This window comes from Bradyrhizobium sp. 1 (assembly GCF_023073315.1).
Lineage (GTDB): Bacteria > Pseudomonadota > Alphaproteobacteria > Rhizobiales > Xanthobacteraceae > Bradyrhizobium.
The window spans coordinates 145805-158998 of the sequence record NZ_JADPJH010000037.1 but is presented as its reverse complement, the minus strand read 5'-3'; the positions used below and the strand labels follow the sequence as shown (position 1 = coordinate 158998).

The 13194-nt window shown below is 63.4% G+C and carries 13 protein-coding genes; 4 read left to right on the top strand and 9 right to left on the bottom strand.

From position 1 onward, the window contains the following. Nucleotides 1–32 precede the first annotated feature (32 nt). The 6 genes from IVB29_RS35060 to IVB29_RS35035 all read right to left on the bottom strand — a co-directional run bounded on the left by IVB29_RS35060 (nucleotide 33) and on the right by IVB29_RS35035 (nucleotide 6596). Nucleotides 33–404, bottom strand: a complete 372-nt coding sequence (locus IVB29_RS35060; RefSeq protein ID WP_092034420.1) for an SUF system Fe-S cluster assembly protein — start codon at nucleotides 402–404, stop codon at nucleotides 33–35. Beyond that, nucleotides 401–1648, bottom strand: a complete 1248-nt coding sequence (locus IVB29_RS35055; protein WP_247507988.1) for a cysteine desulfurase — start codon at nucleotides 1646–1648, stop codon at nucleotides 401–403. The genes IVB29_RS35060 and IVB29_RS35055 overlap by 4 nt, the downstream gene beginning before the upstream one ends. After that, nucleotides 1645–2949, bottom strand: coding sequence for a Fe-S cluster assembly protein SufD (sufD, locus tag IVB29_RS35050; RefSeq protein WP_247507987.1), 1305 nt, complete (start codon nucleotides 2947–2949; stop codon nucleotides 1645–1647). Before sufD ends, IVB29_RS35055 begins: the two co-directional genes overlap by 4 nt. Before the next feature lie 12 nt (nucleotides 2950–2961). Then, nucleotides 2962–3714, bottom strand: a complete 753-nt coding sequence (gene sufC, locus IVB29_RS35045; protein ID WP_247507986.1) for a Fe-S cluster assembly ATPase SufC — start codon at nucleotides 3712–3714, stop codon at nucleotides 2962–2964. Between the two features lie 132 nt (nucleotides 3715–3846). After that, nucleotides 3847–5343: a Fe-S cluster assembly protein SufB gene (gene sufB / locus IVB29_RS35040; RefSeq protein ID WP_247507985.1), complete on the bottom strand. Its 1497-nt coding sequence runs from the start codon at nucleotides 5341–5343 to the stop codon at nucleotides 3847–3849. 113 nt (nucleotides 5344–5456) lie between these two features. Continuing rightward, a complete protein-coding gene (locus IVB29_RS35035; protein ID WP_247507984.1) occupies nucleotides 5457–6596 on the bottom strand; it encodes a cysteine desulfurase family protein in 1140 nt (379 codons plus the stop codon). 348 nt (nucleotides 6597–6944) lie between these two features. On the opposite strand from IVB29_RS35035, the gene IVB29_RS35030 reads away from it, so the two are divergent. Continuing rightward, the gene (locus IVB29_RS35030; protein ID WP_007591562.1) at nucleotides 6945–7592 is read left to right on the top strand and encodes an alpha/beta hydrolase; all 648 of its coding nucleotides are present in this window, start codon (nucleotides 6945–6947) and stop codon (nucleotides 7590–7592) included. An 11-nt stretch (nucleotides 7593–7603) separates the two neighbouring features. Here the strand turns inward: IVB29_RS35030 and IVB29_RS35025 are convergent, their stop codons facing one another. The 3 genes from IVB29_RS35025 to IVB29_RS35015 form a co-directional block, all read right to left on the bottom strand. Further along, entirely contained in the window at nucleotides 7604–7927 is a 324-nt protein-coding gene (locus IVB29_RS35025; RefSeq protein WP_247507983.1) for a multidrug efflux SMR transporter, read from the bottom strand. 8 nt (nucleotides 7928–7935) lie between these two features. Then, nucleotides 7936–8613: a glutathione S-transferase family protein gene (locus IVB29_RS35020; RefSeq protein ID WP_247507982.1), complete on the bottom strand. Its 678-nt coding sequence runs from the start codon at nucleotides 8611–8613 to the stop codon at nucleotides 7936–7938. A gap of 110 nt (nucleotides 8614–8723) precedes the next feature. Beyond that, nucleotides 8724–9827, bottom strand: coding sequence for an anhydro-N-acetylmuramic acid kinase (locus IVB29_RS35015; RefSeq protein ID WP_247507981.1), 1104 nt, complete (start codon nucleotides 9825–9827; stop codon nucleotides 8724–8726). 163 nt (nucleotides 9828–9990) lie between these two features. Between IVB29_RS35015 and tyrS the strand changes: the two genes are divergently transcribed. The 3 genes from tyrS (at nucleotide 9991) to IVB29_RS35000 (ending at nucleotide 13184) form a co-directional block, all read left to right on the top strand. Next, a complete protein-coding gene (tyrS, locus tag IVB29_RS35010; protein ID WP_247507980.1) occupies nucleotides 9991–11244 on the top strand; it encodes a tyrosine--tRNA ligase in 1254 nt (417 codons plus the stop codon). Between the two features lie 56 nt (nucleotides 11245–11300). Beyond that, nucleotides 11301–12560: an MFS transporter gene (locus IVB29_RS35005; RefSeq protein ID WP_247507979.1), complete on the top strand. Its 1260-nt coding sequence runs from the start codon at nucleotides 11301–11303 to the stop codon at nucleotides 12558–12560. 219 nt (nucleotides 12561–12779) lie between these two features. After that, complete coding sequence (locus IVB29_RS35000) at nucleotides 12780–13184, top strand: DoxX family protein (RefSeq protein WP_247507978.1); 405 nt, start codon at nucleotides 12780–12782, stop codon at nucleotides 13182–13184. The last annotated feature ends 10 nt before the right edge of the window (nucleotides 13185–13194 follow it).

The following is a 13194-nucleotide window of genomic DNA, read 5'->3' as shown; positions in this document are numbered from 1 at the left end:
GTTGCGGAGCAAGTTCAATGGCAGTGGTGGCGTCACCACATGTTGAGGACGAGGCGGGCCTCGTCGCTCATGCGTTCCGGAGTCCAGGCCGGCTCCCAGATCACCTTGACGTCGACCACGCCGACGCCGGGGACGCTGGCGACCGCGTTCTCGACCATGGTCGGCAGTTCGCCGGCAGCCGGGCAGTTCGGCGTCGTCAGCGTCATCTGGACGTCGACCGAGCGGTCGTCCTTGATCTCGACCTTGTAGATCAGGCCGAGCTCGTAGATGTCGGCCGGGATTTCCGGATCGAACACGGTCTTGAGGCCCGCGATGATCTCGGTGGTGAGACGCTCGGTCTCCTCCGGCGGCAACGCCGACTGGGTTTCCATCGGATTGGCTTTGGCTTCGGCCGTGTCACTCATGCGAACAAATCCCGCGCCTTCAACAGCGCCTGTACCAGATGATCGACTTCTTCCCGCGTATTATACATGCCGAACGAGGCCCGGCAGGTGGCCGTGACGTTGAACCGCTCTAAAAGCGGCATCACGCAATGGGTGCCGGCGCGGACCGCGATGCCCTGGCGGTCGATCACGGTCGCGACGTCATGGGCGTGTGCGCCCTTCATCTCGAAGGAGATCACCGGGCCCTTGCCCCGGGCCGTTCCGATCAGCCGCAGCGAGTTGATCTCGCGCAGGCGCTCCTGAGCATAGGTGACGAGATCGGCCTCGTGGGCGGCGATGCGCTCTTTGCCGATCGAATTGACGTAGTCGATGGCGGCGCCGAGGCCGACCGCCTCGACGATCGCGGGCGTGCCCGCCTCGAATTTGTGCGGGGGATCGCCATAGGTGACGACCTCGCGCGAGACCTCGCGGATCATCTCGCCGCCGCCATTATAGGGGCGCATCGCGACGAGGTGGTCGTACTTGGCCCAGAGAATGCCGATTCCGGTCGGCCCGTACACCTTGTGGCCGGTGAAGACGTAGAAGTCGCAGCCGAGGTCCTGGACGTCGACGGGCAGATGCACCGCGCCCTGGCTGCCGTCGACCAGCACGGGAATGCCGCGGGCGTGCGCGATCTTCACGACATCCTTGATCGGCACGATGGTGCCGAGCGCATTCGACATCTGCGTGATCGCGACCAGCTTGGTCTTCGACGTCAGCAGCCTCTCGAACTCGTCGATGAGGAAATTGCCCTCGTCGTCGACCGGCGCCCATTTGATCACGGCGCCCTGGCGTTCCCTGAGGAAATGCCACGGCACGATGTTGGAGTGGTGCTCCATGATCGAGATGACGATCTCGTCGCCGTCCTTGATATTCGGCCCGCCCCAGGACGATGCAACCAGATTGATCGCCTCGGTCGCGTTGCGGGTGAAGATCACTTCCTCGGTCCGCGCAGCGTTGATGAACTGCGCGACCTTGGTACGGCCGCCCTCATAGGCTTCGGTCGCGGCATTGGCGAGGTAATGCAGGCCGCGATGGACGTTGGCGTATTCGCTCGTATAGGCCTGCGTCATGCGGTCGAGCACGGCGCTCGGCTTCTGCGCGGAAGCCGCGTTGTCCAGATACACCAGCGGCTTGCCGTAGACCTGCATCGCGAGCGCCGGAAAGTCCTGGCGCACACGCGCAACGTCATAGGCGCCGTTCTTGACTGCGGGATGCGTGCTCATTGGCGGCGCTCCAGCCAGCGCTCGGCAATGCCGATCACGTGCTCGCGCAGATCATCATCGGCGATCTGCTCGATCGCCTCGCCGACGAAAGCCTGGATCAGCAAGGCCTGGGCCTGCTTCTCCGGCAGGCCGCGCGCCTTCAGATAGAACAGCAAGCTGTCGTCGAGCGCGCCGGCGGTGGCGCCGTGCCCGCAGGAGACGTCGTCGGCGAAGATTTCCAGCTCGGGCTTGTTGTCGGCTTCGGCTTCGTCCGAGAGCAGCAGCGCCCGGATCATCATCTTGCCGTCGGTCTTCTGCGCGTCGGGACGGACGATGATGCGGCCCTGGAACACCGAGTGCGCACGGTCGTCGATCACGGCGCGGAAGACTTCACGGCTGACGCAGTTCGGCACGGCATGGTCGACGACCAGCGTGGTGTCGCCATGCTCGGTCTTCTGCAACAGGTTGACGCCGTTGACCGAGAGCTCGCTGCCCTCGCCCGCCAGCGTGAAGAAGCCCTGAAGACGGCTGACGGCCGCGCCCGTGGTCATGTTGAAGACGTTGAACTTCACATTGGCGCCGATGGTGACGAACTGCGAGGTGATGTTCACCGCGTCAGGCGCATCGTCCATCAGGCGGATATGCGCGACGTCGGAATTGTCGCCGACCTTCACGATCACGGCGTCGTTGACCTGGTATGCCTCAGCACCGGCGGCGACAAAGCTCTCGATGATGGTGGCGCGCGCGCCCTTGCCGATCGCGACCTGCGAGCGCGTGAAGGCCGACGCCGAAGCAGCGGTCGCAATATGGAGGATCTGGATCGGTGCGGACAGCTGCGCACCGTCGGCAATCGACAGCACGACGCCGTCGGTCGCCATGGCAGCGTTGAGCGAGATCACAGCGTCGGTGGACGCAGTCTTCAGCAGACCCGCATCCTTCTCCAGCGTCTCCCGCAACGTCCTGAAGCCTGCTTCAGAGGCCACCGCCTTGACGTCGGACAGATCGGCCACGAACACACCGTCGACCAGCACCAGCTTGCGGGCGCCCGAGATCGCATGCGCCTTCACGGCATCCGCAGCGCGCTTCAGCGCGGCCGCATCGGGGCTGGCTGCCAGCGGCAGCACCTCGCCGACCAGCGCGCGGAGGTCAGTGTATTTCCATTCCTCGATCCGGCGGTGCGGCAGGCCGAGCCGCTCATAGGTCTCGAAGGCTTCGCGGCGCACCGCGACCACCGCCGGAGAACCCGGCAAGCGGCCTTCAGCGCTGGCGAAGAGATCGCTCACCGCGCGGCCGTTTCCGGTCTTTGCCACAGCAACGTTCATCTCAAACAATCCTTACGCAGCGTCCTCGAACTGGGCGTAGCCGGACGCTTCCAGCTCCAGCGCCAGTTCCTTGCCGCCGCTCTTCACGACACGGCCCTTCGACATCACGTGCACGATGTCGGGCACGATGTAGTTGAGGAGCCGCTGATAATGGGTGATGACGACCATCGCGCGCTTCGGCGAATGCAGCGCGTTGACGCCGTCGGCCGCGATGCGCAGCGCGTCGATGTCGAGGCCGGAATCCATCTCGTCGAGGATGCACAGGCTCGGCTCGAACAGCGCCATCTGCAGCACCTCGTTGCGCTTCTTCTCGCCGCCGGAGAAGCCGACATTGACGCCGCGCTTGAGCATGTCCTGCGGGATGTTCAGCGACTTCGAGACTTCGCGGACCTTCTTCAGGAAGTCCGGCACCATCAACTCGGTCTCGCCGCGCGCCTTGCGCTGGGCATTCAGCGCAGTACGGAGGAAATTCATGGTGGTGACACCGGGAATCTCGACCGGATACTGGAACGCCAGGAACACGCCCTTGGCGGCTCGCTCCTCTGGAGCCATCTCCAGCAGGTCCTCGCCCTTGAACAGGATCTGGCCGTCGGTGACTTCATAGCCGGGCTTGCCGGCGATGACGTGGGAGAGCGTCGACTTGCCGGAGCCGTTCGGCCCCATGATCGCGTGGATCTCGCCTTCATTCACAGTCAGCGTCAGCCCGTGGAGGATCTCACGCTCCTCGACACGAACCTTGAGGTCTTTCACTTCAAGCAAAGCCATTATGTTTTTCCATCTATCTCCTCATCCTGAGGAGCGCCGAAGGCGCGTCTCGAAGGAATGAGGCCAACAATCTTTCCGGTATCCATCCTTCGAGACGGCCGCTTACGCGGCCTCCTCAGGATGAGGCCGGGGCTAGCCGACCGACCCTTCAAGCGAGATCGAGATCAGCTTCTGCGCTTCAACCGCAAACTCCATCGGGAGCTGCTGAAGCACGTCCTTTACAAAGCCGTTGACGACGAGGCCGACGGCTTCTTCCTGCGAAAGGCCGCGCTGGATGCAGTAGAACAGCACGTCCTCGGAGATCTTTGAGGTCGTTGCCTCGTGCTCGAATGTGGCCGACGAGTTCTTGGCTTCGATGTACGGCACGGTGTGCGCACCGCATTTGTCGCCGATCAACAAGGAATCGCAGGCGGTGAAGTTGCGCGCGCCGGTCGCTTTCCGGTGCGCGGTGACGAGACCGCGATAGGTGTTCTGCGACTTGCCGGCGGCGATGCCCTTGGAGATGATGCGGCTCGACGTGTTCTTGCCGAGGTGAATCATCTTGGTGCCCGAGTCGACCTGCTGATAGCCGTTCGAGATCGCGATCGAATAGAACTCGCCGCTGGAATTGTCGCCGCGCAGGATGCAGCTCGGATATTTCCAGGTGATGGCGGAGCCGGTCTCGACCTGGGTCCAGGAAATCTTGGAGCGGTCGCCGCGGCAGTCACCACGCTTGGTGACGAAATTGTAGATGCCGCCCTTGCCTTCCGAATTGCCGGGATACCAGTTCTGCACCGTCGAATATTTGATCTCGGCATCGTCATGCGCGACGAGCTCGACCACGGCGGCGTGCAACTGGTTCTCGTCGCGCTGCGGCGCGGTGCAGCCTTCGAGATAGGAGACGTAGGAGCCCTTGTCCGCGATGATCAGCGTGCGCTCGAACTGGCCGGTGTTGCGCTCGTTGATGCGGAAATAGGTCGACAGCTCCATCGGACAGCGCACGCCCGGCGGCACGTAGACGAACGAGCCGTCGGAAAACACCGCCGAGTTCAGCGTCGCGTAGAAATTGTCCGAGGTCGGCACGACCGAGCCGAGATATTTCTGTACCAGTTCGGGATGTTCGCGAATGGCTTCCGAGATCGGCATGAAGATCACGCCGGCCTTCATCAACTCGGCCTTGAAGGTGGTCGCAACCGAGACCGAATCGAAGACAGCATCGACCGCGATCTTGCGCCTGTTAGGATCTTCCTCGCCGGGCTTCGGTTCCACGCCTTCGAGCATGGCGACTTCCCGCAAGGGGATGCCGAGCTTCTCGTAGGTCTTCAGGATCTCCGGATCGATCTCGTCGAGCGAGTTGATCGTCTTCTTCGGCTTCGGCGCCGCGTAGTAATAGAGGTCCTGGAAGTCGATCTTGGGATAGTCGACGCGGGCCCAGGTCGGCTCGGTCATGGTCAGCCAGCGCCGATAGGCTTCGAGCCGCCACTGGAGCATCCAGGCGGGTTCGTTCTTCTTCTCGGAGATGAACTTGACGGTTTCTTCCGACAGTCCCCTGGGGGCCTTCTCGGACTCGATCAGGGTCTCAAACCCATAACGATACTGATCGACGTCGATGCGCTTCACGCGCTCGACCGTCTCTTGCACGGCTGGCATTCTATCCTCCGCTCGCGGTTTCAAGGACCGCGGTGGATCAAACTCGAACGAGTATTACGATGTTTTTTGGCCGAAAGCACGGGCTTAGAACCGTTCAAGCCGTGTTTCGTCGCTTAGTCTCTAAGTAGGGTATTACCGAGCTTTCGCCAAGCCTCTAACGCCCTATTGATATCATCAGGCTCCGTAGACCAGCCCAGACTGAGGCGCACCGCTCCCTGGGCCACAGTGGGCTCGAACCCCATCGCCGAGAGCACATGGGACGGCTGGACCCTGCCGGAGGAGCAGGCCGAACCTGAGGACACGGCGATGCCTTCGAGATCGAATCCGATTACGGCCGTTTCGGCCTTCAGGCCGGGTGCCGTGAACAGGATGGTATTAGGCAACCGCTCGGCGTCATCGGAAAAGATCGTTGCGCCGGCGACGGCACGGATGCCATTTTCCAAGTGATTTCTGAGGGTTGCCATCCGCTCCGCATCCTCCGGCAGAGCCTGAAGGGCAGCCTTCACGGCCACGCCAAAACCGGCGATACCGGCGACATTCTCGGTTCCGGCGCGGCGGTTGAGCTCCTGTCCGCCGCCCCGCAGCACCGGCTCCAATCCGGCAAGGCCCTCCGCCACCACCAGCGCGCCGACGCCCTTGGGACCGCCGATCTTGTGCGCAGAAAAGGTCGCAAGGTCGGCGCCTACCGCGTTAATATTGAACGTAATTTTGCCCAGCACCTGGATCGCGTCGACGTGAAGGAGGCCTCCGGCTTCGTGGACGATCCCTGCGGCTTGGGCGATCGGCTGGAGCGCGCCCGTCTCGTTGTTGGCCGCCATGATCGAGACCAGAGCCGGTGGGCTGTCCTTGAGCAGCGCCTTCAGATGATCCAGATCGACCACGCCGGCGCGCGTCACCCTGATATGACCGACCTTGTCCGCCGGGAACCGGCCGCCCGCCAGCACCGACGCATGCTCGATGGCCGAGACCAGGAGGCGCTCGACAGGGCCGCCGGACGGACCTCGCAAGCCGGGCGACAAAGCCAGCGCATTGGCCTCCGTCCCAGCCGAGGTGAAGACGACGTTGCGTGGCAACGCACCGACCGCCGCCGCAAGCGCCGCACGCGCGTCCTCGACCAGCCGCCGCGCCTCCCGCCCCTCGGCATGGACCGAGGACGGGTTGCCGATCAGCTCCCAGGCGGCAAGCATCGCGTTCCGCGCTTCAGCGCGGAGCGGCGTGGTTGCATTCCAGTCGAGATAGACGCGGCTCGGCATGAAAGTAATATGTTACCCTGCGCGCGGGACGTGCTCCGCCCGCCGCTGCCCCCGACATGGGCCCCTGACGGACGCTTGGCAACCGCGATTCCATATCCAGGTTTGGCCATGACACGGCGGTGACGCGCTAACACCTTGACCCCATTGCGGGATGTTCAAGATGCTTGCTTTTTGACCCACGCCTCATGTTAGAACGCGCGCGTCAGTTCACCGCGCGCCGCTCGCGCATCATCCGAGGGCGCCCCGCTCCATCCTTCCATTCGCGCTTCCGTCGGCATCGTTGCCGATGAGGCTACAATCGGTTGATTGCTGCGGATCATCTCTCCAGGATCAATCAAGAGATCATCGATGCCTGAAGTTATTTTCACCGGCCCCGCCGGCCGTCTCGAAGGCCGCTATCACCCGGCCAAGCAGAAGAACGCGCCGATCGCGATGGTCCTGCATCCGCATCCGCAGTTTCACGGCACGATGAATCATCAGATCATCTACCAGTGCTACTACGCGTTCGCGCATCGCGGCTTCTCGGTGCTGCGCTTCAATTTCCGCGGCGTCGGCCGCAGCCAGGGCTCGTTCGACCACGGCACCGGCGAATTGTCGGATGCGGCGGCAGCGCTCGACTGGGCGCAGACCATCAATCCCGAAGCGCGCGCCTGCTGGGTCGCCGGCTTCTCCTTCGGCGCCTGGATCGGCATGCAGCTGCTGATGCGCCGTCCCGAGGTCGAAGGTTTTATTTCGATCGCGCCGCCGGCCAATCTCTATGACTTCTCGTTCCTCGCGCCCTGCCCGTCCTCGGGCCTGATCGTGCATGGCGAGAAGGACGCGGTAGTGCCGCCCAAGGACGTCAACACGCTGGTCGAGAAGCTGAAGACGCAGAAGGGCATCGTGATCGACCAGCAGGTCATCCCCGGCGCCAACCACTTCTTCGACGCCAAGCTCGAGCCGCTGATGGAAACCATCACGGCGTACCTCGACATGCGTCTCGCCAACGTGCGCTGAGGGGGTGCCGCTCAAGCCAGCTTGAGCGCGACAATCCCCATCAAGACGAGCGCGATGCCCGCAAGCTTCATCGCGCTCAAGGTCTCGCCGAACAGCACGACGCCCATGACGAAAGTGCCGGCAGCACCAATGCCAGTCCACACCGAATAGGCGACGCCGACCTCGAGCACCTTCAAGGCCCGCCCGAGCAGGACAACGAAGGCCGCGAGCAGCACGAGCGAGATGATGCTCCAGCCCAAGCGCGTGTAGCCTTCCGCATATTTCATCGAGATCGCCCAGCCGACATCAAGCGCGCCTGCGATCAGCAGCATCAGCCAGGCCATGGATTGCGACATCGGCGCGCTCAGGCCGCGAGCTTGAGGAGATGCGCGTCGTGACGAACCAGGAAGGCGCGGAGCAATTCCGGATAATTCGAGTCGACCGCCGAATGCACACTCGGGCGCTTCGCCAGCTCGCTTCGCCACGCCCGCACCTTCGGCACATCCCTGAAGATGCCGTGCTCAGTCAGCTCGTCGAACAGGTCGAAATAGCGGAAGATCGGCGCGAATACCGCGTCGATCAGGCTGAACGCGTTACCCGCGAAGAATGGGCCCGCACTTAGCGCCGCTTCCACGCGCGTGAACTTTGCGACGAGCGCCTGCCGCTTGCTTTCGAAGGTCGCCGGATCGGTCGTGGTCTCCAGCCCCCAGAGATCGCCGAGGATCGCCGAACCGAACTCCATCCAGGCGCGGTGCTCTGCACGCTTCAGCGCATCCACCGGATGCAGCTTCGCACCACCTTGCGTCTCCTCGATGTATTCGCAGATCACGTTGCTCTCGAACAGCGCGACCTCGCCCTTGTCGGTCGCAACCACCAGCACCGGCACCTTGCAGAGCGGCGACAGTTTTAGGAACCAGTCGGGCTTGTTGGCGAGATCGATGTCGATCCGCTCGAACGGTACGCCCTTCTCTTTCAGCGCGATCACCGCACGCTGCACGTAGGGACAAAGCTTGTGGCTGATCAATTTGAGCGAGGCGGTCATGGCGGCGATCCCGGCGGGTTGATGCAATCACCACCAAGATAGATGCACTTGCATGGACTCGTCAAGGTCCATGCAAATGCATTAACCGACCTTGATCAAAGACCTGGACCTCAGGGCCGCGCGATGACCCCACCTGTCATCGGCATCGGCACCCCCGTGGTGGCCGGATAGGACAGCGGCAGGCCCTTCAGGCCGCGGGCGGCGAGGAAGCCGAAGGCTTGCGCCTCGATGGCGTCGGAGGCCCAGCCGAGCGTCTCGGCGGCTTCGACAGTGGCCGATCCGACCTGCTCCCTGAGCATCCGCAGCATGGTGAGGTTGCGGGCGCCGCCGCCGCAGACGATCCAGCTACGCGGCCGCCGCGGCAGCAGCGGAATGATGAGAGCGATCGCCGCCGCGGTGAAGGCGGTCAGCGTCGCTGCGCCGTCGGCCGGCGCGACATCGCCGAGCCTGAGTGCGGCAAAGTCGTTGCGATCGAGCGATTTCGGCGGCGGCGCCGCGAAGAACGGCAGCTCCAGCGCGCGCGCAATCCAGGCCTCATCGGCCTTTCCGAGCGCTGCGAACTTGCCCTCCGCATCGAACGCTTGGTTCATGGTGCGGTACATGAAATCGTCCAGCAGCGCGTTGCCGGGGCCGGTATCGCAGGCAATCAGCGTATCGTTGCCGTCGATATAGGTGACGTTCGAGACGCCGCCGATATTGACCACGACGATCGGCCCCTGGCGCTCCAGCGAGTTGGCGAGCGCCCGGTGGTAGACCGGGACGAACGGCGCGCCCTGCCCGCCGGCCTCGACGTCGGCGGCGCGGAAATCGTGCATCACGGGGATATGGATCGCCCTCGCCAGCGCCGGCGCGTCGCCGATCTGGACCGTCAGCCGCCGCTCGGGCCGGTGCAGCACGGTCTGGCCGTGGAAGCCGACGATGTCGATATCCTCCGGCTTCATGCGGTTCTGGGCGACGAAGGCAGCGACCGCCTCGGCATGGGCCAGCGTCACCGCGCGCTCGGCCTCGGCCAGAATCCCCGGCCGGGCATCACGCTGCGGCAGGTGCACGGCCTCGCTCAGCGCCTGGCGCAGCAGATTGCGCTCGGCCGGGCTGTAGGGCCGGTATCCGGAGGGCCCGAACGCCTTGACCTGCTTTCCGTCGGTTTCAATCAGCGCGATATCCACCCCGTCCAGCGAGGTGCCGCTCATCAAACCCAGCGCCGTCAACATCATGGATCAGCGTCCTCAAGAGACCCTCTGGCATGCCGATCTTGTGCCAGAGGGACACATCTTATAATGCCACAGGCCAAAGTGGCGGGCAGCAATCGAGTTCCCACGTGAGATCCTTAAAGTGCGCCCAAAACAGTAAACCAAGAATTGTCAGGCATGCCGACAGATGACTGCATTTAAATCGGATTTCCTCAACACCCTGCAGGAACGTGGTTTCATCCACCAATGCTCCGATTTCGAGGGGCTGGACGCGCTCGCCGCCAAGGGCGAAGTGACCGCCTATGTCGGCTACGATTGCACCGCCCGCTCGCTGCATATCGGCAACTATCTGACCATGATGATGCTGCACTGGCTCCAGGAGTCCGGCAACAAGCCGATCACGCTGATGGGTGGCGGCACCACCATGGTCGGCGATCCCTCCGGCAAGGACGAGACGCGCGCGATCCGCACCGTTGCCGAGATCGAGTCTAACAAGGAATCGATCCGCGGTGTGTTCGCGAAGGTGCTGCGCTATGGCGATGGCAAGAGCGACGCCATCATGCTCGACAATGCCGAGTGGCTGACCAAGCTGAACTGGATCGAGATGCTGCGCGACGTCGGCCGGCATTTCTCGGTCAACCGCATGCTGACCATGGACTCCGTGCGCCTGCGCCTCGAGCGCGAGCACGAGATGAGCTTCATCGAGTTCAACTACATGGTCTGCCAGGCCTATGACTTCGTCGAGCTCGCGAAGCGCACCGGCTGCCAGCTTCAGATGGGCGGTTCGGACCAGTGGGGCAACATCATCATGGGCGTCGATCTCGGCCGCCGCATGGGCACGCATCAGTTGTTCGCGCTGACGACGCCGCTGCTGACGACGGCCTCGGGCGCCAAGATGGGCAAGACCGCGCAAGGCGCGGTCTGGCTCAACGCCGACCAGTTCTCGCCTTATGATTTCTGGCAGTACTGGCGCAACACCGAGGACGCCGACGTCGGCAAGTTCCTGAAACTGTTCACGACGATGCCGATGAGCGAGATCAGGAAGCTCGAGGCGCTTGGCGGCTCCGAGATCAACGAGGCCAAGAAGGTGCTCGCCACTGAGGCGACCGCACTGCTGCACGGCCGCGACGCCGCGAACGAAGCGGCCGAAACCGCGCGCCGCACGTTTGAGGAAGGCGCACTGGCGGAGACTCTCCCGACCGTGGAAATTCCGCGCGGCGAACTGGATGCCGGCCTCGGCGTACTCAACGCCTTCGTCAAGGCGGGCCTCGTTGCCTCCAATGGCGAGGCGCGGCGCCAGATCAAGGGCGGCGGCCTGCGCGTCAACGACGAGCCCGTCACCGACGAGAAGATGGCGCTCTCGGCGGCCAGCCTGACGCCGGAGGGCGTGATCAAGCTGTCGTTCGGCAAGAAGAAGCACGTCCTCATCAGGCCTGCATAGGCGTATGAGCTTTTGATGCTTGTCAGGGCGCGCCGAAGCGCGCTCCCTGACACGCAATGGATCAGAACACGGCCAGGGAAAATGGCGCTGAACGTGCGGCTGCCGCGCAGCAAGGCGCCGTGCGAACCGCGCTCGTCGTACTCGCGCTGTGCTTCACGCTCGCGGTTCTCGGGCGCGGTCTGAGCGAGAGCTTCACGGTCTTCCTCAAGCCGATCTCCGAGAATTTCGGCTGGGATCGCGCGCAAGTCGTGTCGATCTATTCGCTGACCTGGCTCATCAGCGGGCTGACCGCGCCGCTGGTCGGGCGCCTGTTCGATCATTCCGGCCCACGTATCGTGTATGCGCTTGGCCTGCTGCTGCTCGGCTCGGCCTTCCTGATCGCCGCCCATGCACAAGCGCTCTGGCAATTCCAGCTTTCGATCGGCATCTGCGTCGGCATCGGCGTCGCCTTCATCGGCAATGTCCCAAACTCGATCCTGCTCGGCCGCTGGTTCGGACCGAAGCTGCCGACCGCGATGGCGGTGGTGTATTCAGCGATGGGCGGCGGCGTGCTGGCGCTGCTGCCGGCCTCGCAGCTCCTGATCGATCATCTCGGCTGGCGCGAGACCTACCAGCTGTTCGGCTTGGCCACATTGGGCCTTCTGGTGCCGCTGATGCTGTTGCCGTGGCGCTTGTTCGCTTCGGGTTCGCCGCATGTCGCCAAGAAGACCGATCCGGATTTCATCGACAACGGCTGGACGCTGGTGAGTGCAATGCGCCACCATGCTTTCTGGGCGCTGTTCTCGACCTTCTTTTTCACCGCCGTCGGCATGTATGCGATCGCAGCCCAGATCGTGGCCTATCTCATCGATGCCGGCTTTCCGCCGCTCCAGGCCGCCACCGCCTGGGGCTTTTCGGGCGTCGTGCTGGTGTTCGGCATGTTGGGGGTCTCCGCGCTCGACGGGCTGATCGGGCGCCGGCCGTCGGTGCTGCTCAGCTACGCGATCTCGATCCTCGGCATCTTCCTGCTCTGGCTGCTGCAGTATTATCCGAACATCATCCTGCTGACCGGCTTCGTCGTCTGCTTCGGCAGCATGATGGGCTCGCGCGGCCCGCTGATCACCGCGACCGCAATGAAGATATTTCGCGGCAAGCGGGTCGGTACGATCTTCGGCACCATCTCGATCGGCAGCGGATTGGGCTCGGCCTTCGGCTCATGGAGCGGCGGCCTCATCCACGACGTCACCCACGGCTACAATCTCCTGCTCGTCTTCGCACTTGCGAGCGTGATCCTCGGAATGATTCCATTCCTGATCGTCCCCGCCTTGCGGGAGTAAGTCTCCCCGACGTAACCTGCATCCCTCGGTGTCACTGGGAAATTACGGACGGCGCACCGGACGCGGCGTGCGAAAAAATTCGACGCAATCGGATTGAAGGGACGAACTGCGGTGTTTTGTCCTACATGACAAAAATGTCAGCGCGGATTGGTTCGGGGTGGCTTGCGGGGCGGAACTGAATACGGTCCAAGTCGCGCATTGGATGGAGGGCACAAACCAATGAACTTTCCCTATCTCGTTCGCTTTCAACCGGTTCTCTTGAGCCTGTTTCGCTTCGTCACCGGCCTCTTGCTGTTCCAGTACGGCGTCGCGAAGCTGTTCAAGTTTCCGGTGCTCCCCTACTTCGCGAACATCCCGCCGCTGATTTATGCGGCCGGCACGCTGGAGCTCGTGCTCGGCGCACTCCTGATGATCGGCCTGTTCACGCGCCTCGCCGCTTTCATCCTCTCCGGTGAAATGGCCTTCGCCTACTTCATGGGCCACATGCTCAAGGGCGAGACGCCGGTATTCCTGCCGCTGCTCAATGGCGGCACCGCCGCGATCCTGTTCTGCTTCGCCTGCCTCTATCTTTCGGCGGCCGGCGGCGGCTCGGTCAGCGCCGATGCGGCGATGGGCAAGGACTAGCGATTCGACC